This window comes from Polaribacter vadi (assembly GCF_018861005.1).
GTDB classification, from domain to species: Bacteria; Bacteroidota; Bacteroidia; order Flavobacteriales; family Flavobacteriaceae; genus Polaribacter; species Polaribacter vadi_A.
The window spans coordinates 108,583-130,091 of the sequence record NZ_JAHKQL010000004.1 but is presented as its reverse complement, the minus strand read 5'-3'; the positions used below and the strand labels follow the sequence as shown (position 1 = coordinate 130,091).

General features: G+C 29.3%; 20 protein-coding genes. 13 read left to right on the top strand and 7 right to left on the bottom strand.

Annotation, left to right across the window (positions count from 1 at the left end):
• Positions 1-35: 35 nt before the first annotated feature.
• Positions 36-3,341, top strand: coding sequence for a reprolysin-like metallopeptidase (locus KO506_RS03185; protein WP_215993446.1), 3,306 nt, complete (start codon positions 36-38; stop codon positions 3,339-3,341).
• A 60-nt stretch (positions 3,342-3,401) separates the two neighbouring features.
• Here KO506_RS03185 and KO506_RS03180 read toward each other — a convergent pair whose 3' ends face one another.
• Positions 3,402-3,791, bottom strand: coding sequence for a DUF2306 domain-containing protein (locus tag KO506_RS03180; RefSeq protein WP_215993445.1), 390 nt, complete (start codon positions 3,789-3,791; stop codon positions 3,402-3,404).
• Between the two features lie 87 nt (positions 3,792-3,878).
• The gene (pruA, locus tag KO506_RS03175) at positions 3,879-5,504 is read right to left on the bottom strand and encodes an L-glutamate gamma-semialdehyde dehydrogenase (protein ID WP_215993444.1); all 1,626 of its coding nucleotides are present in this window, start codon (positions 5,502-5,504) and stop codon (positions 3,879-3,881) included.
• A 157-nt stretch (positions 5,505-5,661) separates the two neighbouring features.
• On the opposite strand from pruA, the gene KO506_RS03170 reads away from it, so the two are divergent.
• Positions 5,662-6,351, top strand: a complete 690-nt coding sequence (locus tag KO506_RS03170; protein WP_215993443.1) for an NRDE family protein — start codon at positions 5,662-5,664, stop codon at positions 6,349-6,351.
• A 7-nt stretch (positions 6,352-6,358) separates the two neighbouring features.
• On the opposite strand, the gene KO506_RS17060 is transcribed toward KO506_RS03170, so the two are convergent.
• Positions 6,359-6,847 (bottom strand): hypothetical protein, encoded by a 489-nt coding sequence (locus KO506_RS17060; protein ID WP_252726770.1) that lies wholly within the window; start codon positions 6,845-6,847, stop codon positions 6,359-6,361.
• Positions 6,848-6,947: 100 nt separating this feature from the next.
• Here KO506_RS17060 and KO506_RS17055 point away from each other — a divergent pair, with 100 nt between their 5' ends.
• Positions 6,948-7,217 carry a hypothetical protein gene (locus KO506_RS17055; RefSeq protein WP_252726769.1) on the top strand — a complete coding sequence of 90 codons (270 nt, stop codon included), beginning with the start codon at positions 6,948-6,950 and terminating at the stop codon, positions 7,215-7,217.
• A 277-nt stretch (positions 7,218-7,494) separates the two neighbouring features.
• Here KO506_RS17055 and apaG read toward each other — a convergent pair whose 3' ends face one another.
• The gene (apaG, locus tag KO506_RS03160) at positions 7,495-7,881 is read right to left on the bottom strand and encodes a Co2+/Mg2+ efflux protein ApaG (RefSeq protein WP_215993442.1); all 387 of its coding nucleotides are present in this window, start codon (positions 7,879-7,881) and stop codon (positions 7,495-7,497) included.
• Positions 7,882-8,179: 298 nt separating this feature from the next.
• Between apaG and KO506_RS03155 the strand changes: the two genes are divergently transcribed.
• From KO506_RS03155 to KO506_RS03145, 3 genes are all read left to right on the top strand, one after another.
• Entirely contained in the window at positions 8,180-8,509 is a 330-nt protein-coding gene (locus KO506_RS03155; protein ID WP_215993441.1) for a hypothetical protein, read from the top strand.
• A gap of 58 nt (positions 8,510-8,567) precedes the next feature.
• Complete coding sequence (locus KO506_RS03150) at positions 8,568-8,915, top strand: hypothetical protein (RefSeq protein WP_215993440.1); 348 nt, start codon at positions 8,568-8,570, stop codon at positions 8,913-8,915.
• 117 nt (positions 8,916-9,032) lie between these two features.
• Positions 9,033-10,385 (top strand): sigma-54-dependent transcriptional regulator, encoded by a 1,353-nt coding sequence (locus tag KO506_RS03145; protein WP_215993439.1) that lies wholly within the window; start codon positions 9,033-9,035, stop codon positions 10,383-10,385.
• Here KO506_RS03145 and KO506_RS03140 read toward each other — a convergent pair.
• Entirely contained in the window at positions 10,378-12,792 is a 2,415-nt protein-coding gene (locus tag KO506_RS03140; protein WP_215993438.1) for a hybrid sensor histidine kinase/response regulator, read from the bottom strand. The two genes, KO506_RS03145 and KO506_RS03140, sit on opposite strands and share 8 nt — an antisense overlap.
• Before the next feature lie 64 nt (positions 12,793-12,856).
• Complete coding sequence (locus tag KO506_RS03135; RefSeq protein WP_215993437.1) at positions 12,857-14,074, bottom strand: DUF5103 domain-containing protein; 1,218 nt, start codon at positions 14,072-14,074, stop codon at positions 12,857-12,859.
• Between the two features lie 195 nt (positions 14,075-14,269).
• On the opposite strand from KO506_RS03135, the gene KO506_RS03130 reads away from it, so the two are divergent.
• The 6 genes from KO506_RS03130 to nqrF all read left to right on the top strand — a co-directional run bounded on the left by KO506_RS03130 (position 14,270) and on the right by nqrF (position 20,349).
• The gene (locus KO506_RS03130; protein ID WP_215993436.1) at positions 14,270-15,619 is read left to right on the top strand and encodes a Na(+)-translocating NADH-quinone reductase subunit A; all 1,350 of its coding nucleotides are present in this window, start codon (positions 14,270-14,272) and stop codon (positions 15,617-15,619) included.
• A gap of 4 nt (positions 15,620-15,623) precedes the next feature.
• Positions 15,624-16,823 (top strand): NADH:ubiquinone reductase (Na(+)-transporting) subunit B, encoded by a 1,200-nt coding sequence (locus KO506_RS03125; protein WP_215993435.1) that lies wholly within the window; start codon positions 15,624-15,626, stop codon positions 16,821-16,823.
• A gap of 2 nt (positions 16,824-16,825) precedes the next feature.
• Positions 16,826-17,572: a Na(+)-translocating NADH-quinone reductase subunit C gene (locus tag KO506_RS03120; RefSeq protein ID WP_215993434.1), complete on the top strand. Its 747-nt coding sequence runs from the start codon at positions 16,826-16,828 to the stop codon at positions 17,570-17,572.
• Positions 17,573-17,575: 3 nt separating this feature from the next.
• Complete coding sequence (locus KO506_RS03115; protein ID WP_068355489.1) at positions 17,576-18,223, top strand: NADH:ubiquinone reductase (Na(+)-transporting) subunit D; 648 nt, start codon at positions 17,576-17,578, stop codon at positions 18,221-18,223.
• Between the two features lie 82 nt (positions 18,224-18,305).
• Positions 18,306-19,031, top strand: a complete 726-nt coding sequence (nqrE, locus tag KO506_RS03110) for an NADH:ubiquinone reductase (Na(+)-transporting) subunit E (RefSeq protein WP_215993433.1) — start codon at positions 18,306-18,308, stop codon at positions 19,029-19,031.
• 7 nt (positions 19,032-19,038) lie between these two features.
• Positions 19,039-20,349, top strand: coding sequence for an NADH:ubiquinone reductase (Na(+)-transporting) subunit F (nqrF, locus tag KO506_RS03105; protein WP_215993432.1), 1,311 nt, complete (start codon positions 19,039-19,041; stop codon positions 20,347-20,349).
• A 92-nt stretch (positions 20,350-20,441) separates the two neighbouring features.
• Here nqrF and KO506_RS03100 read toward each other — a convergent pair whose 3' ends face one another.
• Complete coding sequence (locus KO506_RS03100; RefSeq protein WP_215993431.1) at positions 20,442-20,903, bottom strand: Na(+)-translocating NADH-quinone reductase subunit F; 462 nt, start codon at positions 20,901-20,903, stop codon at positions 20,442-20,444.
• Positions 20,904-21,052: 149 nt separating this feature from the next.
• Here KO506_RS03100 and KO506_RS03095 point away from each other — a divergent pair, with 149 nt between their 5' ends.
• Positions 21,053-21,502, top strand: coding sequence for a retropepsin-like aspartic protease (locus tag KO506_RS03095; RefSeq protein WP_215993430.1), 450 nt, complete (start codon positions 21,053-21,055; stop codon positions 21,500-21,502).
• The last annotated feature ends 7 nt before the right edge of the window (positions 21,503-21,509 follow it).

Here is a 21,509-nt window from a genome sequence, read left to right as displayed (position 1 = left end):
CATTATATTTGGAGAGCTAATATTAAAACGATATTATGAAAAATATAAGCCCTCTTTTTTTATTATTAACATTGTTCCTTTTGATAGGTTTTCAAATCAATGCTCAAGACAATTGGCAAAAGGTTTCAAAAACAAAATATGATAAGAATGAAACTGCTGTTTTTAGTAAAAAACATTTTCCAAAGGAATATAATTTGGTTTCTTTAAACTTAGAGAGTTTTGCTTCTAATCTTAAATCAAAATCAAAAAAAGCTAACAATATTATAAAGTTACCAGATGCAAATGGAAAATTGCAGAAATTTCGTTTAGAAGAATCTTCAAATTTTGAAGTTGAATTACAAGAGAAATTTCCTGAGATAAAATCATATTCAGCACAAGGAATTGATGATCCTACAGCAATTGCAAAAATAAGTATGGGTACAGATGGTTTACATGGAATTGTTTTTTCTGGTAATCAAGAAACAATGTATATAGATCCATACTCAAAAGACAAACAAGATTATATTGTTTATAGTAAAAATAGTATAGCTAAAGACGAAGCCGATTTTCAATGTATGGTAGAAGAAACTGCAAATAAAGAGCTTGTTTTTTCTGATGCAGCAAAAAATGCAGACGATGGTAAATTAAGAACTTTTAGATTGGCATTAGTTTGTAGTGGAGAGTATGCGCAATTCCATTTAACAAGACAAAATGTTTCATCAGCAGCAACAGATGCAGAAAAAAAAGCGGCAGTTTTATCAGCAATGAATACATCAATGACAAGAATAAATGGTGTTTTCGAAAAAGATTTATCAGTTAAACTAGTTATTGTGGGTAATAATGATGATGTTATTTTTTTAGATGAAGATACAGACAACATCACTGATGGTAATGCTAATACTATGATAGATGAAGTACAATCTATTTGCGATACTCAAATAGGTACTGCAAATTACGATATTGGACACATTTTTAGTGTTGGTGGAGATGGTTTAGCTGGTTTAGGAGTTGTTTGTATTTCTGGTCAAAAAGCAAGAGGTGTAACTGGTATTGGTTCTCCTGTTGGAGATCCCTATGATATTGATTATGTTGCTCATGAAATGGGACATCAATTTGGTGCAACTCATACACAAAATAACGATTGTAATAGAACAAGTTCTACAGCAGTAGAGCCTGGTAGTGGTTCTACAATTATGGGTTATGCAGGTATTTGTTCGCCAAATGTAATTGGTACAGGTTCAGCTACTGGTAATAGCGATGATTATTTTCATACAGTAAGTATAGCTCAAATGTGGAGCCACATACAATCTTCTGGTAGTTGTGCAGTTACTTCAAATACAAATAATACTGCACCTACAGCAAATGCAGGTTTAGATTATTCTATACCAAAATCTACACCTTTTAAATTAGAAGGTATAGCAACAGATGCAGATGGTTTAAGTTCATTAACTTATAATTGGGAACAGATAGACAACGAAGTAGGTACAATGCCACCTTCTGCAACAAACGATGTTGGCCCAATGTTTAGATCTTTGCCATCGAAAACTACACCAATTAGATATATGCCAGAATTGGCAACTATAGTTGCAGGGAATTCTTCTACAACTTGGGAGGTATTGCCTTCTGTTGCAAGAGATTTAAACTTTTCTTTTTTAGTTAGAGATAATAATATTGGTGGTGGAAGCACAGCAAGAGATGATGTTAAAATTACAGTTACAGATGCTATTGCATTTACAGTAAATACTCCTAATTCTGCTGTTATTTGGGATGTAGGTTCTACACAAACCATTACCTGGAATAAAGGTACAACAGATGTAGCACCAATTAATTCTACTTTGGTAAATATCAAATTGTCTACAGATGGTGGAATTACTTTTCCTATTTTATTAAAAACAAATACGGCAAATGACGGTTCAGAAAATATTATAATTCCAGATAATGCAACATCTAACGCAAGAATTATGGTAGAAGCAGCAGACAATGTTTTTTACAATGTAAATAGTACAAATTTTACAATAAATTCTACAGCACCAACTTTTGTAATGAATAATAATAGTGGTACTCAAATTGCTTGTAATTCTGGTAATGAAACTGTTAGTTATACTTTAAATTTCGATTTTGTTAATGGTTTTTCAGAAACAGTTACACTTTCTGCTACTGGTCAACCTACTGGATCTGTAGTAACTTTTAATCCGACAACTATAAATAGTGATGGTAATGTAACAATGTCGGTTTCTAATTTAGATGATGAAACTGCACAAGATTATGTATTATCAGTTTTAGGGTCTTCATTAAGTATAGTTCAGAGTTTAGATTTGGACTTAAAATTAACATCACCTGAATTTGGTACTTTAAAACTTACTTCACCAACAAATGGTGACACAAACATTGCTTTAACAGGAGATTTAGTTTGGGGAGCCAATACAAATGCTACCTCTTATGATGTTGAAGTAGCAACAGAAACAGGTTTTACAAACATTGTTTCTTCTGGTAATGTAACTACCAATTCTTACACAACAGATAATTTATCTGGATTAACAGAGTATTTTTGGAGAGTAAAACCTAAAAATGATTGTGGAGAAGGTTCTTATTCTACTGTGTATAGTTTTACAACATTATCACCAAGTTACTGCGAGTCTATATTTACAGATGAAACTGGTGGTTCAGAACATATACAAAATGTTACTTTTAATACCATTGAGAATGATTCTGGTAATGACACTGCAGATGGTTATATAAATTACACAAAAATATCAACAAATGTTAAAAGAGGAGATACACATCAAATTTCTGTAACTATGGATACAGCAGGTTATCAAGATCATTGTTTTGTTTTTATTGATTGGAATCAAGATTATGTATTTGATAATGATACAGAAAGATATGATTTAGGAAGTGTTACACAAGATATTGGTACTGTAACAGCATCTATAACAGTACCTGATGATGCAAGATTTGGAAGTACAAGAATGAGAGTAATTATTGAATACGATGATCCTAATGAAGGTTATGGTTTAGGTGCTTGTTTAGCAGATCATATTTGGGAATGGGGAGAAACAGAAGATTATAGTGTAATTGTAGACAACACAGCATCTATAGAAGACACCTCTTTTTCTAATTTTAATTTATACCCAAACCCTACTAAAGGAGCATTTACTTTGAATTTTGATATGCACAATGAAGAAGAGGTTAATCTAAAATTATATGATATTAGAGGTATGCTTGTAGGTGAAAAAAGATATGAAAATACAAGTTCTTATTTTTCTAGAAAAATTCAGTTTTATGATGTTGCTAGCGGATTATATCTATTGAAAATAATAAATGGAAACCTACAAACCACTAAAAAATTAATGATTGAATAATCATTTAAATAAAAAATAATTTTAAAAACCACACCATAATACATGATGTGGTTTTTTGTTTTAACTCCCAAAAAAGAAAGTGTGTAAATATCTACCAGGAGTAAAAGTAAATCCGCCAGCAATAATGATAGCACCTAAATAAAGAAAAATCATTTTAAACTTATGTTTTTTGATTTGTCCTTTTTTTACGGCGATAATTGCTGTAGGTACAGAGTATAAAGTTAAAAAACTAAATAAATGTATATAGCCAAAATGATTTAAAAATTGTGGGCCAACATAAGCAGGCATAAACAAAGTGATTATTGCAGTTATCATCATTAAAGCCATATATATTTTACCTAATGACTTATGAAATGGAGTTCCTTTTTTTACAGATAAAAGATAAGCACCAATAAAAAAACAAGGAACCACAGTTGCCAAATGAGCGTACATTAAATATTTATATTCCATAGTATTATAAAGTTTTTGTCTAAAAATAAGAAATAAAAAAAACCGTATAAAATTTTATACGGTTTTTAAATAATATGTTGTTTTTATTTATCCTAAGAAAGGATATTTATAATCTGTAGGCGTAACAAAAGTTTCTTTTATTAATCTTACAGATGTCCAACGTAATAAGTTTTGTGCAGAACCAGCTTTATCATTGGTTCCAGAAGCTCTAGCTCCTCCAAATGGTTGCTGACCTACAACAGCTCCTGTTGGTTTATCATTTATATAAAAGTTACCAGCAGCATTTTCTAATGCTTTTGATGCTTGCTCTACAATATATCTATCAGTTGAAAAAATTGCACCTGTTAATGCATATTCTGTAGATTTGTCTACTAATTTTAAAGAAGCCTCCCATTCAGCATCTTCGTAAACATAAACTGTCATTACTGGGCCAAAAAGTTCAGTTGTCATTGTAGAGAATGTTGGCGATTTTGCAAGAATAACTGTAGGTTCAATAAAATAACCAACAGATTTATCATAATTACCACCAATAATTACTTCAGCATTTTCATCAGCTTTAGCTAAGTCAATATACTTTGCAATTTTATCAAAAGAACCTTCGTGTATAACTGCGTTTATAAAGTTATCAGGGTTTTCTGGTGAGCCCATTTTTAATTCTGATGTCTGTGCAATTAAATGTGCTTTAACGTCACCCCAAATAGAAGCAGGTATGTAAGCACGTGAAGCTGCAGAACATTTTTGACCTTGATATTCAAAAGCACCCCTTGTAATTCCTGTTGCAACTTGTAAAGGATTTGCAGAATTGTGTGCCCAAATAAAATCTTTACCACCTGTTTCACCAACAATTCTTGGGTATGTTTTATAAGTATGGATGTTTGTACCAATTTGTTTCCATAATTCTTTAAAAACAAAAGTAGAACCTGTAAAATGTAATCCAGAGAAATCTGGAGAAGATAAACAAGTATCAGAAATCATTACAGGGTCTCCATAAACAACGTTAATTACGCCATCAGGTAAACCAGCTTCTTTAAATAAATCTACAATTACTTGTGCAGAATATGCTTGATGATCAGAAGGTTTCCAAACTACAACATTACCCATTAAAGCTGCTGCTGCAGGTAAATTTGCTGCAATAGAAGTAAAGTTAAAAGGAGAAATTGCATACACAAAGCCTTCTAAAGGTCTGTACTCAACTCTGTTCCAAATTCCTGGTGCAGATGCTGGTTGATCTTTAAAAATATCAGTCATGTATTGTACATTAAATCTAAAGAAATCAATCATTTCACAAGCAGCATCAATTTCTGCTTGGTGTACATTTTTAGATTGTGCAATCATTGTTGCAGCATTCATTTTTGCTCTATATGGTCCTGCTAATAACTCAGCAGCTTTTAAAAATATAGATGCTCTTTCCATCCAAGAAACAGAAGACCAAGCTTGTCTTGCTGCTAATGCAGTTTCAATAGCTTCATCTATATGTTTTTTTTCTGCTGTATGATATTGGCCAACAATATGCTTGTGATCATGAGGAGGTGTAACATTTTTTGTATTTCCTGTTCTTACTTCTGCACCATTAATATGCATAGGTATATCTATAGAACCATTAAACATTTCTTTGTAAGTTGCTAATAATTCTTCTCTTTCTGGAGAGCCAGGTGCATAGCCTTTTACAGGCTCGTTTACTGCAACTGGAACATTAAAAAATCCTCTTGCCATTTTGTATGTTTTTTAAATTTGAATCGACTAATTTTGTCTATGCAAAGTTACAGTTTTTGTTTCAATAAATTTAATGGTTTTTAGGTGTCTTTTGTTAAGGAAAATTTAAAAACTATATCAATATTTAAGATTTATCATAATTTTTTAAAAGATTTTTATGTGTACAGTTACCTATCTTCCTTTAGGAGGAAATAATTTTATTTTAACTTCTAATAGAGATGAAACTCCATTAAGAAAAACAATTCCGCCAAAAACTTATTTAGAAAATGGTGTGGAAATTACCTACCCAAAAGATGAATTAGCAGGTGGAACTTGGATTGGTACAAGCAATAAGAATAGATTAGTTTGCTTGTTAAATGGAGGTTTTGAAAATCATAAAAGGGAATTGCCTTATAAAATGAGTAGAGGTATTATTGTTAAAAACATACTTTCTGCGGATGATGCAGTAGCGTATATAAATAATTTTGATTTTAATAATATTGAGCCTTTTACGCTAATTCTCGCTGATTGGAATAGCTCTTTAGAAACTTATGAGTTAGTTTGGGACGGATTAAAAAAACATTTTAATAAATTGCCACAAGAACCAAAAATTTGGTCTTCGTCTACGTTATATACTTCTGATATGAGACGATTAAGACAAGTTTGGTTTGCAGATTGGTTAGCGAAAAATAGGTTATTTACCCAAGAAAAAATATTACAATTTCATAATAATTCTACTTTGGGAAGTGTAGGAACATCAATTAAAATGAAACGCGAATTTGTAGAAACTGTTAGTGTTACATCAATCTTAAAAATAGTAGATAGTGTTACGTTTGATTATTTTGATTTAGCTAAAATGGAAGTATAGTTTTTGTTTAAAACAGCGCAAAAGATATCACAAAAACAAAAATAATACCAATTGTAGCTACTATAGAATAGCTGAAATTCAATAACATAAACTTCATAAAAGTTTTAATATAGCCCTGCTGATAAAACTTTTTCATTGCAATAATTAAATACAGTAAAAAGAGAATAGTAAAAATCCAGAGTTCTGGTTTTAGTCCACAAATTTTTAATAAAAAGAAAATAGCAAACAGCATAAAAAATACAGTTTGTATATGAAAAACAAAGATTAAGTGATCTATGTAGCCAAATTTTCTTCGGATGTAAAAGAACTTTAGAAACAATGTAAAAAAGGGTAAAAGTATAAATAGAGAAATAGAGCCCGAAGATAAAATTTGACTAAAAAATTGATCTCTACTATCTTCATCCTCAGTAAAAGAATATAAAGTTTTTGCTCTTGTAAATAAAAATCGATTTGTAAAATTTTTCTCAAAACCCAAAGAGTCTAAAGCTACATCCATTTTAGAATTTGGATATTCTTTTATATAATCAGTAAATTTATCTAACCTTGTAATTCCACCAAAATTAAAACTGATATCATCTTTTTTATTGGTTGTAGTAGTGTCTCTAGCTTCTTTTTCTACTTCTTCTAATATTTTTTTTCTTGCAGACGCTGGTATAGGAACAAAAGATTTTTTTAATTGGCTATCTAATTTTTGTTTAATTGAATCTATTTCTGCATCAGTTGGTGTTTCTTTTTTCTTTTGTATAGAATCTTTTTTAACTACTTCAGTAATTTCTGCTACACTTTCTTTGGCTAATTCTTCGTATTTATCTATAGATTTAGATAAACCTACAATTAAAAAGAAAAGAATGGAAACAGTTAAGTAAAAACGAAAAGGATTTGAATAACGTTGTCTTTTACCATCAATATAATCTCTAGAAACTTTACCTGGTTTTATTAAAAGAGGAACAATAGTTTTCCAAAACTTAGCATCAAAATTGAATAAACCATTAAAAACTTCGTGAATAAAACTTTTAAAAGTAATTTTATTTCCTTTATTAGTTTGGCCACATTCTGGACAGAATTTTTCGTAGCCAGAAAAAGGAAAGCCGCAATTCAGACATTCTGGATCTTTAATTTTAGCAACTTTATTTTTTCTTTTTTTTAGTTTGATAAGACTTTTGTTATGAGTTGAAATGTGGGTATTATAACATTAAATTTTTCTAAAGTTTCTATGTTTTCCATAGCATAAAAACCTTTCATAGCTCCAATATTAGATTCTAAAAAACAACCAGAACTATATGAATATGTGTCATTTGGTTTTAAAACCGGAGTTTGCCCAACAACACCTTCGCCTTCAACGATTTCAGATTTATTTAAAGAATCAAAAATTTGCCAAAAACGATCTGTTAATTTTACAGTTTCAGTAGAGAAATTTTCTATAGTAATAAAATATGCAAATACATAATACAAACTGTTATTTCTATAGCTTGTACCATTGTATTTTGTTTTGACAGAAATTTTAATGCCTTTTGTTATTTGTTCTACCATTCAGGGTAAATGTAGTTTTTTTGAATAAAAAATACAAGTCAAAACTTAATTTAAAAAGTTTGTTTAAGAATCAATGTTTATAAAAGTAGTAATTGTCGGTTTTTGGGTAAAATTTACCCAATTATATTGAGAATTACACATGTTTTACACATTCTTTTTTACGGTATTTTGACGTGGTTGTTTTTTAGTTCGCTGTTAATTAGTGTTTTATGAATATTTATCTATAATAGGTTTTTTACGGCATATTTATTTCAATATACCTAATCGAAAATAATTATTAATTTAAAAACTTATCATTATGAAAAAATTAGTTTTAACAGTAACATTAGCAGTATTAACAAGTGGAGTATCAGTTTATGCTTTAGAAAGCAACAATTACAACAATCCAAGCGAAATTATTAAGACAGTTGTAAATGACGAATTTAAAGAAATTGCCATTGCAGATTTACCAGTAGCAGTTTCTGAAGCAATTACAAAAGATTTTGCATCTGCAACTGTAACAAAAGCTTTTGTAAACGAAAGTGAGCAGTATAAAATTGAAATTACAATGGATGGTGCTGAAAGTGTTGTATATTCAGATAAAGAAGGAAGCTGGTTAGAGGAAAAAGAAATTATGACTAAGAAATAGATTAGTACATAAGTAAAAGAATTTTTAAGAATACATACACATTTATAAATCCAATATTATGAAAAAATTAGTTTTAACAGTAACATTAGCAGTATTAACAAGTGGAGTATCAATTTATGCTTTAGAAAGCAACAATAACAATAATCCAAACGAAATTATTAAGACAGTTGTAAATAACGAATTTAAAGAAATTGCCATTGCAGATTTACCAGCAGCAGTTTCTGAAGCAATTACAAAAGATTTTGAATCAGCAACTGTAACAAAAGTATATGTAAATGCTAGTGAGCAATATAAAATTGAAATTAAAGTTGATGAAAAAGAAACTGTTGTTTATGCAGATAAAGAAGGTAGTTGGTTAAAAGAAGAAGATATTATTACAGAAAAAGGTAGTAAATTAAAGATGTAATTATCTAAAATTTCATTTTTTTAATCAAATAGGGGGGAAGGCATTTTTTAATTAAAATGCCTTTTTTTTATATCAATCAATTTATCTTGATATTTTTGTAATAAATCTATAAGCTTTATGAAAAAGATTTTATTAATTGAAGATGATGTAACTTTTTCAGAAATGTTAAAGCGTTTTTTAGTACGACATAAATATGTTGTTGATGCAAGCTATACTATAAAAAGTGCTTTATTACAGTTAAAAAATCATAACTACGATTTAGTTTTTACAGATTTACGTTTGCCTGATGGAGATGGAATTACTTTGTTAAAACAAATAAAGCTCAGTAAAAAGCCAATTCCTGTAGTTTTAATGACAAGTTATGCAGAGGTTTCTACTGCAGTACAAGCAATGAAACAAGGTGCTTTCGATTATATTTCAAAACCTTTTAATCCTGATGAAGTTTTAGAGGTTATAAGTAATGCATTAGTAGAAAAACCGGAAGTTAATACAGTAGTTTCTGAAAAGAAGCAAGAAAAAAGAACAAACAAAGTCGCAACAGAATTTATAAAAGGGATTAGTAATTCTTCTAAAATTTTATATGAATACATAGATTTAGTTGCACCAACAGATATGTCTGTACTTATAACAGGAGAAAGTGGTACTGGTAAAGAAGTGGTTGCAAAAACAATTCATTTAAAAAGTTCAAGAAAAGATCAGCCTTTTATTCCTGTAGATTGTGGTGCAATTCCTAGAGAAATTGCTTCTAGCGAGTTTTTTGGTCATAAAAAAGGTTCTTTTACAGGTGCTAACGAAGATAAAATTGGGCATTTTGAGTCCGCAAATGGAGGTACACTTTTCTTAGATGAAGTAGGTAATTTAACTTACGAAAATCAAATACAATTATTACGTGCTTTACAAGAAAGAAAAATTAAACCAATTGGTAGTAGCAAAGAGATTAATGTTGATATTCGTTTAATTACTGCAACCAATGAAGATTTACTTTTGGCTGTAGATAAAGGCGATTTTAGAGAAGATTTGTATCATCGTTTAAATGAGTTTTCTATTAAAGTGCCTAACTTAAAAGACAGAAGCGACGATTTAATTCTATATGCTGATTTCTTTTTAAATAAGGCAAACCAACAATTGAATAAATCAGTTGTTGGTTTTTCTAAAAATGTATTAACTATTTTTCAAAATTATCAATGGCCAGGTAATTTAAGAGAATTATCTAATGTAATTAAAAGAGCTACATTATTAACTAAATCAGAAATTATTGATGTGAATGCTTTGCCAAGTGAGTTAACTCAGGTTAAAGAGTCTGCTTCAGTTTTATCTACTGCTAAAAAGTTTTCTACAAAAGAAAACGAGAAAATACTTATTATAAATGCCTTAGAAGAAGTTGGGAATAATAAAACTCAAGCTGCAAAACTATTAAACATCACCAGAAAAACATTGTATAATAAAATGAAAGAATATAATCTTAATTAAGGTATTTTTTTATTGATGTTACAATTGTATTTAATTTATATATAAAATCAGTAAAAACTTCATCATCAAAAGAATTAGCAGTTTCAAATAATTCTAAATGCGGAATTACAGTTTTAATTTCTAATTGTTTAAACATACTCAACATTTTATGGCTTACCTCATTTAAGGTATATATGTCTTTTTTTTCTTGTGCATTTTTTAATAAAATAGAATTATTTTCAGTGTCTTTTAAGAAAGTCTGTAAGGTGTTGTTTACAGCATCAGCATCATTATTTAAAAAAGAATTTAGTGTTTTTAGATTAAAACCTTCTGTAGTTTTCTCTTCATTATTATTGATGTTACTATTAAGATCTGTAATATTTGCATCAAAAAAGCGAAGTAAAGTATTTTGCAATTTTTTAGAATTAAAAGGTTTTATTAAAACATCAGAAAAACCGCTTTTTATTAAATCTTCTTTAGTAATATTTTCACGACCTGTCATTGCAAAAACTGGTTGCTGTTTGTAAGATGTGCTATTTTTAAGTGTTTCCATAAAATGGATACCATTCATTTTGGGTAATTGAATATCAGTTAAAACAAAACTGTAAGCTATTTTATCAATGGATTTAATGGCATCTTGAGCGTTTTTAAAAAGTATTGGTTTTATTTTAAGTTGCTTTAAAAAGTCTTCTAAAAGTTGTCTTAAAGAAGCATCATCTTCTACAATAATAGCAGTTAAATTAAAAGTAGCAATACTGTTTTTAGCTTCTTTAATATTTGTAATTCTTTTTTTTGATAGTGTAACAGGTAGTTTTAAGGTAAAAGTACTTCCTACATCTATTTTACTTTCTAGAGTTAATGAACCTTTTAATAATTCTGTAAGTTTTTTAGAAATGGTTAAACCTAATCCAAAGCCTTTAATAGTATTGTTTTTGTTTTCTGCTTGATTAAAAGCTTTAAAAATATTTTCTTTTTGGTCTTTACTGATGCCAATTCCTGTATCTTTTACTTTAATTTCTAAAGTATTATTTTTTAAAAAACTTTCAATAGTTATTGTTCCTTCTTGGGTAAATTTACAAGCATTAATAATAAGGTTAGATAATATTTGTTTAATTCTAAAAGGATCACTAATTATAAGTTTGTTGATCAATTTATCATGTTTAACAATAATAGTTACAGGTTTATTTTTGATAAAAGTTTTTGCGTTTTCACTAATTTCATCAATAGAATTTTCTAGGTTAAAAGGAATAGATTCTATGGTTATATTTCCATTTTCTAGCGTAGAAAATTCTAAAAGATCGTTTACTAATTGCCCCATATAACCAGATGCCCTGCGAATATGGTCTATATAATTCTTGTCTTTTGTACTTTGTGTTGTTTTTTGAAGTAATTCACTAAAACCAGAAATGGTGTTTATAGGAGTTCTTAAATCATGACTTACCATAGAAATTAGCTGTTCTCTACTTTTTAAAAGTGATGTTGTTTTTGAGTTTGCTTTTTCTAATTGATTACGATAACGTTGCGTTTTCCAATAATCATTTAAAATAATTATAGAAAAAAATATGATGATTATAAAACTGATAGCTGCAGCAAGCAAAATAATTTTTCTACTTCCATTAATTGTTTCTTCTCGCTGATTATTCATATCAGTTGTGTAAAGAATAATATCTTTTTCAAGATTGTCTAAAAGTTCATAGAGTTTTCTAGAAATGGTTAAATCATTTTTAATAAGTTCTTTTTGTTTTCTTTGAAGATAAAAACGCCTACTATCATTTTTGTTTTTAGCTTCTTTTAACATCCTTTTAGAAATAGAAACTAGAGTGTCAATTTCTGTTTCACCAAGTTTAGTGATAGAATCTTTTGGTGTATTTTTATCTAAAGAAGCTGTATAATCTTCTAGTTTTAATTTAGTTTCATTGTCTAAATTTAATTGGTTATTTACAAAATCGTTTGTGTTAATTTGTACTAGAAGTGAGTCTATAGAAGTTAGTTTGTTAATTGCATTATTTATAGATTCATCAGTATCATTTTTACGATTTAAATTATGTAAATCGATAACATTTTTTAATTTTTTATCAATAATTAATTTAATGCTATCTAAAATAAACTCTTGCGAATTATTAGAAATACTAAGATTTAACGAGTCTAATCTTGATATTAATTTTTTGTTTTCAGTAAGGTACTCGTTAAATTTTTCTCTAGAATTAAATTGAAGAGCGGCCCTAGCTAAACTCTCATTTTTATAAATATTAGCAATTAAAGTACCAGTTTTTACAATTACATTTCTATCAGTAACATCTTGTTTTTGTAATTGCGTAAAAGTTTTTATTTCAGAAAGCACTAAAAAACCAGAAACAACAGCTAAAAGGCTAAGTGTTATATAACCTATTATTACCTTAAAAGTAAATTTCTGTTTTAATGATTTCATAAATTAGAATAATTATCTAAATTTTAAATCTAAAAGAATAAAATTGCTAGTTTAGTTTTTGTAATTATCTATTTTGATCAAAATAAGTAGTTCCAACTCCAATAACTCTATCATATAAACCTCCAAAAGCTTTGTAGTAGGCAATAACTGTATATTGGTTTTCTGTTTGATAAAAATTACCATTTATAGCATTCGTATCAACTTTGTTATATTTATCTACAGTTACAAAAGTATAATTGTAAAAACCTTGCTTTAGTAAAATGCTTCCTTTATAGCTGAGATCTTTAAAATCATATTCCATTTTGGCATTTTTATCAATTTTAAAATTATTGAAAGCACCATAAATATATACGTCTTTGTCTAAAAAAGGAGTATCAGCATATAAAGTAAAATGCATCATTGCATAATCTGCTTCTGTATTTGTATCAGTACCTTCTAAGGTTCTAATTACAAATTGCCCATTAATATCAGGATTGTATCTATAAGATAAATACTCATTATATGTATAAGGGTATAAATAATGATGAAAAATATCTTTCATCTCAATTCTAACTGTATTTACACTTCTATTTCTGATGAGCTTGCTATCAAAATTTAAATATTCATTGCCACCGTCAAAATTGGTTTTATTAGTATAAGTGTATAATAATTGATTTTGTTTGAAAAATGTAGGCTGTAAATCTGTTATTTTTTCATTCCAGTTTTCATTTTTTAAAACAACAACATTTATTTCTTGTGATGGATTGTTGATGCGTAAATTAGGGTGATTTATAGAAAATTGTACAGTTTGTTGTGTGTTTGTAGTTTTTGCATTTCTACTTCTGGTAACATTAGCAGCAACAATAGCTGCACTTTCATAAAGTACAAATTTTCTGGTAAAAACAACTTCGTCATCATCATTTAAAACTGATAAAAGGTAATTGCCACTTTTAGTAATCACTGTATTTATATTCGGAATTTTTACTGAATAATGAGAGTAACTCTGAAAAGTATTAAACGAATTTGTTACATCTATAATCGAGTTTTCATCAAACCCATCTATAAACTGACTAGATAACAATCTACTTTTTTTCCAATCGTGAGTCATGTGCTCAATTCTATATCTATAGTCTTTAGCATCAGCATCTAAATCATCAAAAGACAATTCTAAAAGAGTGCCTAAAGGTACAATTGAAGAATAATTATTTTCTTGTAAAGTTCTTAGTTGAATAGATTTTATACTTTGAGAGTAAGATAAATAGCAACAAAAGCTTAATAATAAAGGTAGAAATTTCTTTAACATTATACAAAAATAAGAATTCACTTTTCAGAAATATCAAATTTTAAGCCAAAAATTATTACGATAACGTTTTCATTAAATATATTTATTTAGAATAAATATAAATAGCGAATTTAAGCTTTAAAAAGTATCAAAAAGAAGATGTAAAATCCGTAAATTTGCTTGATTTTTTTAGATAATTAAAATTCCAAATTTACTATGTCAAAAGACATTCGTATTAAAAAAGGCTTAGATATTAAGCTTGTTGGTATTGCAGAAAAAAACACTACAAAAAGTACTTTAAGTAGTGTTTATGCAGTTAAGCCAGAAGATTTTCACGGAATTATACCTAAACTTGTTGCCAAAGAAGGAGCAGAAGTAAAAGCAGGAGAAACACTTTTTTATTCAAAAAGTGACGAACGCATTTTATTTCCTAGCCCTGTTTCTGGTAAAGTTGTAGAGGTAATTCGTGGAGCAAGAAGAAAAGTTTTAACCATAAAAATTGCTGCTGATGCTTCTCAAGTTTATACAGACTTTGGGGTAGTAGATGTTAATAAAATGTCTGAGCAAGAAGTGAAAAATCACTTGTTTACTTCAGGTTGTTGGCCATTTATAAAACAACGTCCTTATGATGTTGTTGCGAATCCAAATCAAGCCCCAAAAGCAATATTTATTTCTGGTTATGCAAGTGCACCTTTAGCTGCAGATTTAGACTATACTTTAGCTGGTAAAGAAGCTGAGTTACAAGCTGCAATTAATGCAGTATCTAAATTAACAGAAGGCAAAGTACATCTTTCAGTTGGTGCAAACTCTAATTCAGTTTTATCAAAATTAACAGGTGTAGAGTTGCATAAAGTTTCTGGTCCACATCCATCAGGTAATGTAGGTACTCAAATTGCAAACATAGATCCTATTAATAAAGGAGAAGTTGTTTGGGTTGTAACGCCTCAAGATTTGGTTGTAATTGGTGAGTTGTTGTTAACAGGTAAGTTTAATGCAGAAAGAACAATTGCATTAACAGGTTCTAAATTTAGTAAACCACAATATGTAACTGCAATTGCAGGAGCAGCAATAGAAGATATTACAAAAGATAATTTAATTGCTGATAATACAAGAGTTATTAGTGGTAACGTTTTATCTGGTAAGCAAGTTGCAGCAGATGGTTTTATCGGTTTTTATGATAACCAAATAACTGCAATTCCAGAAGGAGATGATTATGAATTCTTTGGGTGGAATAAGCCAATCTTTAATAAAATCTCTACTTCAAGAGCATTAACTTTTTCTTGGTTAAATCCTAAGAAAAAGTACGATTTAGATACCAATACAAATGGAGAGCATAGAGCTTTTGTTGTAACTGGTGCTTATGAACAAGTTTTTCCTTTAGATATTTATCCAATGCAATTGTTAAAAGCATTTATGATACAAGATTTAGATGAAATGGAAGCGTTAGGTGGTTATGAAGTAGCTCCAGAAGATTTTGCATTAACCGAATTTATTTGTGTGTCTAAACAACCACACCAAAAAATAATTCGTGAAGGTTTAGATTTAATGAGACAAGAATTAGGATAAGATTATGGGCTTAAAACAAAATTTACATAATTTAAAAGAAAAATATAAAGGGACAAAAATGGCTCCTGCATTTAATGCAATCCATACCTTTTTATATTTACCAAATGAAGTTACTCATGGAGGAACTCATATAAAAGCAGCAGACGATTTAAAGCGTACAATGAACATTGTAATTATGGCTTTAGTACCTTGTTTGTTATTTGGTATGTTTAATGCAGGTTATCAGCATTATGCTGCAATAGATGGTTCTTTAAGAACTGATGTTATAGCTAACTTTTTTACTTGGGATAACCTTTGGATTGGAATTATAAAAGTACTACCATTAGTAATTGTTTCTTATGGAGTTGGTCTTATTGTAGAATTTATATTCGCAGTTATTAAAGGTCATGAAGTAGAAGAAGGATATTTAGTAACAGGTATGTTAGTACCTTTAATTGTACCAATTGATACCCCACTTTGGATGTTAGCTGTTGCAGTTGTTTTTGGAGTTGTTATTGGTAAAGAAGTTTTTGGAGGTACAGGTATGAATATCTTAAACCCTGCATTAACAATTAGAGCATTCTTATTCTTTGCATATCCAACTTGGATGTCTGGAGATAAAGTTTGGGTTTACGATGCAGTAAAAAGAACTGGTACAGAAGATGCAATTTCTGGAGAAACTATTTTAGGAAGTTACGCACAAAATAATGATGTAGTTTACTCTACTTGGGATATGTTTATGGGATTCATTCCTGGTTCTGTTGGTGAAACATCAACTTTATTAATCTTATTAGGTGCAGCTTTCTTAATTTTTACAAAAATAGGAAGTTGGAGAATTATTGTATCAACTTTTATTGGTGCAGCTGTAATGGGATTAATTTTTAACGGAATTGTAAATGCTGATATCATTACAGAATCTAGTAAATTCTACGGATTAATGAGCACTGATTGGTGGCAACACTTAATAATTGGAGGTTTAGCATTTGGGGCTGTGTTTATGGCAACAGATCCTGTAACAGCATCACAAACAAATAAAGGAAAATGGATTTACGGTTTCTTAATTGGTTTTATATCAATTATGATTCGTGTATTTAATCCTGCTTACCCAGAAGGTGTGTTTTTAGCAATCTTGTTAATGAATGTATTTGCACCAACTATAGACCATTATGTGGTTCAAGGAAACATAAAAAAGAGATTAAAACGTACTAAAGTTAAAACTGCCTAATTATGAGTAAGAGAACAGATAGTAATAGTTATACAATGATTTTCGCTGTTGTAATGGTGTTAATTGTTGGTTCTTTATTGGCTTTTTTAGCTTCGTCTTTAAAACCAGCCATTAAAGAAAATGAAAGAATAGAAAAGCAACAGAATATTCTGTATGCTATGGGTGTAAACGAAAATGACGAGTCTAGTGCTACATTCGTATCAACATCAGTTGCAGGAGAAGAGTTTGCAAAATACATTAAAAAGCAAATTGTTATAGAAGGAGATAAAATTTCTGAAAATGACGAAGCGTATTTAATAGATGTAAAAAAGCAACAAGCAAATGCTAAAGAAGGTAAAATTAGAAAATTGCCTTTATTTATTGGAGAAAAAGAAGGTAAAACATTTTACGTAGCTCCAATTAGAGGTAAAGGTTTATGGGACGCTATTTGGGGTTATGTTTCTATGGATGAAAATATGGTTGTACAAGGAGCTTATTTTGATCATAAAGGAGAAACACCAGGATTAGGGGCTAACATTAAACAACGTTATTTTATGGATGATTTTTACGGAGAGCATTTATTAACAAAAGCTGGAGTTTTTAAAGGAATTACAGTAGCTAAAGGAAATAACGATCCTAAAAACGAAGAAAAAACAGATTATGAGGTAGATGCAATTGCTGGTGCAACAATTACTGGTGATGGTGTTTCTGCAATGATAAAGAAAGATTTAGCATTGTATGTACCTTATTTTAAATCATTAAAAAAATAATTTATGGGACTTTTATCAAAAAAAGACGCAGCATTAATTAAAGATCCGTTATTAGATAATAATCCAATTACAATTCAAGTATTGGGTATTTGTTCTGCATTAGCAATTACTGCAGAGCTAAAAGCTTCTATTGTAATGTCAATTTCTGTATTATTCGTATTAGGAGTTGGTAACGTGGTTATCTCTTTAATGAGAAACATTATTCCATCAAAAATTAGAATTATTGTGCAACTTATTGTTGTTGCAACATTGGTAATTATTGTTGATTTAGTTTTGAAAGCCTTTGCTTATGAGTTAAGTAAAACATTATCCGTTTTTGTTGGTTTAATTATTACAAACTGTATTATTATGGGACGTTTTGAAGCTTTTGCTTTAGGTAATGGACCTTGGAGATCTTTCTTAGACGGAATTGGTAATGCAGTAGGTTATGGTGTAATTTTAATTGCAGTTGGTTTCTTTAGAGAATTATTAGGTTCAGGAACTTTATTAGGTTTTAAAGTTTTGGGAGACCCAATTGAAAAAACAGGTTTATATGCTATAGGATATGAAAATAACGGATTTATGTTATTATCACCAATGGCATTAATTGTTGTAGGTATCATTATTTGGGTACAGAGAACTAAGAACAAATCATTAATAGAAGAACATTAAAATTAGTTTGCAGTAAGCAGTCACAGTTTGCAGTCAAATGCTAACTAAATACTGAAACTGAAAACTGAAAACTAAAAAATATATGGAACATATAGAATTATTTTTCAAATCGATATTTATAGATAACATGGTTTTTGCTACCTTTTTAGGTATGTGTTCTTACCTTGCTGTATCTAAAAAAGTATCTACTGCTGTTGGTTTAGGGGCTGCTGTAATTTTTGTACTAGCAGTTACTGTACCTTTAAACTGGTTATTAGATCAATATATATTAAAAGACGGAGCTTTAGTTTGGTTAGGAGAAGAGTATGCAGAGTACGATTTAAGCTTCTTATCATTTATTATGTTTATTGCAACTATTGCAACAATGGTACAATTGGTAGAAATTATTGTTGAAAAATTTTCACCATCATTATACAATTCATTAGGTATTTTCTTACCATTAATTGCCGTAAACTGTGCTATTTTAGGTGGTAGTTTATTTATGCAATCTAGAGAAATCCCTTCTTTAGGCTTAGCTTTAACTTATGGTGTAGGCTCTGGAATTGGTTGGTTTTTAGCAATTTTAGCCATTGCAGCTATTCGTGAAAAGATTAGATATTCTTCAGTTCCTCCAGCATTAAGAGGTTTAGGAATTACTTTTATTATTACAGGTTTAATGGCTATTGGTTTTATGAGCTTTGGAGGTATGTTAACTGGTGGAGATGAAAAGAAAGAAGAAAAACCAGCTGTAGAAGCAAAGGTGAAAGAGGTTAAAGTAAAAGAAGAAAAGGCTAAAGAAATTGTAGCTGAAAACACAAATATAAACTAGTAAAAGAATGATATTAGCAGCAGGTACAACAGGAACCATTATTGCAACAGTAGCAGCCTTTTTATTAATAACATTGTTATTGGTAACATTGTTACTATTTGTAAAACAAAAATTATCTCCTTCTGGTCCAGTAACAATTACCATTAATGGAGAAAAGAAAATAGAAGTTGGTTCTGGTAGCACACTTTTAACAACATTAGGAAACGAGAAAATATTTTTACCATCAGCTTGTGGTGGTGGTGGTTCTTGTGTTCAATGTGAGTGTCACGTTTTAGAAGGTGGAGGAGAAGCTTTACCTACAGAAGTGCCACATTTTACAAAAAAAGAATTAAAATCAGGTATACGTTTAGCTTGTCAAGTTAAAGTTAAACAAGACATGAACATTACTATTCCAGAAGAAGTTTTCGGAATAAAAAAATGGGATGCAGTTGTTGTTAGAAATTACAATGTAGCTTCTTTTATTAAAGAGTTTGTAGTTGAGATTCCTGAAGATATGGGTTATAAAGCTGGTGGATATATTCAAATTGAAATTCCTCCATGTGAAGTAAAGTATTCAGAAATGGATATTACAGCTCACCCAGAAGAACATGAAACACCAGATAAATTTGAAGCTGAATGGGATAAGTTTAAATTACGTCCATTAGTAATGAAAAATACTGAAACTGTAGAAAGAGCATATTCTATGGCTTCTTACCCAGCTGAAGGTAGAGAAATTATGTTAAATGTTCGTATTGCAACTCCACCATTTGATAGAGCAAAAGGTGGCTGGATGGATGTAAATCCTGGAGTTGCATCTTCTTACATTTTCAATTTAAAGAAGGGTGATAAATGTGTAATTTCTGGTCCTTATGGAGAGTTCTTCATTAACGAGTCAGATGCAGAAATGTTATATGTTGGTGGTGGTGCAGGTATGGCTCCAATGCGTTCTCATTTATATCATTTATTCAGAACTTTAAAAACCGGTAGAAAAGTAACTTATTGGTATGGAGGTCGTTCTAAAGCAGAGTTATTCTATATTGAACACTTTAGAGCTTTGGAAAAAGATTTTCCTAATTTCAAATTCTATATAGCGTTATCAGATCCTTTAGAAGCTGATAACTGGAAAGTTAAAAAAGATATTCATGATGAAACTGGTGATGGATTTACAGGTTTTATTCATAATTGTGTAATTGATAACTATTTAAGTCTTCATGATGCACCTGAAGATTTAGAATTATATTTCTGTGGACCACCATTAATGAACAAAGCTGTTCAGAAAATGGGTGAAGATTTTGGTCTTGCAGATGAAAATATTCGTTTTGATGACTTTGGAGGATAAACCAAACTGTTATCATTAATCAACAAAAAACCGATTCAATTATTATGAATCGGTTTTTTGTTGTTCGTTATTTAATATAATTATTGTTTTACTTATGCTAAAAATGTTTGTAGATGATAAATTGGCTCACCATCTTCTTGTTCAAAAATCTTTGAATAATCCATAACATTAGGAATGTTATCAAGTTTGCATAATAGTTCAACTACGTTAGAAAGACCATTAAATAATACTTCATTAGAACTAGGGTTTTCGGGTTTAGTGTTATAATGACATAAAGGAGTTTTAAATCCGCAGGCATCTAAAAATACTTTTTCTATTTGTAATATTTCTTTTGGTGAATAGCCATTAAATTTTCTTCCTAAATTTTGATGTACTCTGCCAACATAACTAAGCTCTAAAGAACCATGATTGTTTGATAAATGTTTCCAACTATCATGATTGTCTAATATATTACCCACTGCACAAGCAGTACAATCCTCAGGATTTAATCTATTATTATGATATGCATTGTATAGCTTAAGAAGAGCTTGTTCAAGTCTTTTTGTAGTTTTCATATACTATTGCTTTTTATCAATCTAAAAATACTAAATTTTTGTTACTAAATCAAATGTTAGTATAGTTTATAGAATTAAATTAAATAAGACTTATGCTGGTTTTTTTTCATCCTTTTATATTGTATTTTTGATGATCTTATTTTCAAAAAATGAAAAATATTCAAAAAATATTAAAGAAGAATAAATACATCAAAATTAAATTAAAGCGTATTGAAACCAACCATTTGGAATTAAAAGCAACTTTGAATGGTATAAAAGGTAGATTTATTTTAGATACTGGAGCTTCAAATTCTTGTGTAGGATTAGATTTAATTGAATATTTTAATCTTGATGCAAAAGAAAGTGAAACCAAAGCAGCAGGAGCAGGTGCTACAGATATGGAAACCCAATTATCAGAAAATAATGTTTTAAAAATAGGTGATTGGAATACAAAAAAATGTCATTTGGTTTTGTTTGATTTATCGCATGTTAATACTGCTTTAGTACAGCATAAAGCTAAAAAAGTACATGGTATTATAGGTGCAGATATTTTACAAAAAGGAAAAGCATTTATAGATTATAATAAGAATATTTTATATCTAAAAAAGACAAAGAAATAATTAATTT

Excerpts from the sequence above, each read along its gene's own strand:
- pruA (WP_215993444.1), bottom strand. The coding sequence starts at position 5,504 with ATGGCAAGAGGATTTTTTAATGTTCCAGTTGCAGTAAACGAGCCTGTA.
- KO506_RS03145 (WP_215993439.1), top strand. The coding sequence starts at position 9,033 with ATGAAAAAGATTTTATTAATTGAAGATGATGTAACTTTTTCAGAAATG.
- nqrE (WP_215993433.1), top strand. The coding sequence starts at position 18,306 with ATGGAACATATAGAATTATTTTTCAAATCGATATTTATAGATAACATG.
- KO506_RS03100 (WP_215993431.1), bottom strand. The coding sequence starts at position 20,903 with ATGAAAACTACAAAAAGACTTGAACAAGCTCTTCTTAAGCTATACAAT.
- KO506_RS17060 (WP_252726770.1), bottom strand. The coding sequence starts at position 6,847 with ATGGATGTAGCTTTAGACTCTTTGGGTTTTGAGAAAAATTTTACAAAT.
- nqrF (WP_215993432.1), top strand. The coding sequence starts at position 19,039 with ATGATATTAGCAGCAGGTACAACAGGAACCATTATTGCAACAGTAGCA.
- KO506_RS03120 (WP_215993434.1), top strand. The coding sequence starts at position 16,826 with ATGAGTAAGAGAACAGATAGTAATAGTTATACAATGATTTTCGCTGTT.
- KO506_RS03115 (WP_068355489.1), top strand. The coding sequence starts at position 17,576 with ATGGGACTTTTATCAAAAAAAGACGCAGCATTAATTAAAGATCCGTTA.
- KO506_RS03185 (WP_215993446.1), top strand. The coding sequence starts at position 36 with ATGAAAAATATAAGCCCTCTTTTTTTATTATTAACATTGTTCCTTTTG.
- KO506_RS03180 (WP_215993445.1), bottom strand. The coding sequence starts at position 3,791 with ATGGAATATAAATATTTAATGTACGCTCATTTGGCAACTGTGGTTCCT.
- apaG (WP_215993442.1), bottom strand. The coding sequence starts at position 7,881 with ATGGTAGAACAAATAACAAAAGGCATTAAAATTTCTGTCAAAACAAAA.
- KO506_RS03150 (WP_215993440.1), top strand. The coding sequence starts at position 8,568 with ATGAAAAAATTAGTTTTAACAGTAACATTAGCAGTATTAACAAGTGGA.
- KO506_RS03140 (WP_215993438.1), bottom strand. The coding sequence starts at position 12,792 with ATGAAATCATTAAAACAGAAATTTACTTTTAAGGTAATAATAGGTTAT.
- KO506_RS03095 (WP_215993430.1), top strand. The coding sequence starts at position 21,053 with ATGAAAAATATTCAAAAAATATTAAAGAAGAATAAATACATCAAAATT.
- KO506_RS03155 (WP_215993441.1), top strand. The coding sequence starts at position 8,180 with ATGAAAAAATTAGTTTTAACAGTAACATTAGCAGTATTAACAAGTGGA.
- KO506_RS03170 (WP_215993443.1), top strand. The coding sequence starts at position 5,662 with ATGTGTACAGTTACCTATCTTCCTTTAGGAGGAAATAATTTTATTTTA.
- KO506_RS03130 (WP_215993436.1), top strand. The coding sequence starts at position 14,270 with ATGTCAAAAGACATTCGTATTAAAAAAGGCTTAGATATTAAGCTTGTT.
- KO506_RS03135 (WP_215993437.1), bottom strand. The coding sequence starts at position 14,074 with ATGTTAAAGAAATTTCTACCTTTATTATTAAGCTTTTGTTGCTATTTA.
- KO506_RS03125 (WP_215993435.1), top strand. The coding sequence starts at position 15,624 with ATGGGCTTAAAACAAAATTTACATAATTTAAAAGAAAAATATAAAGGG.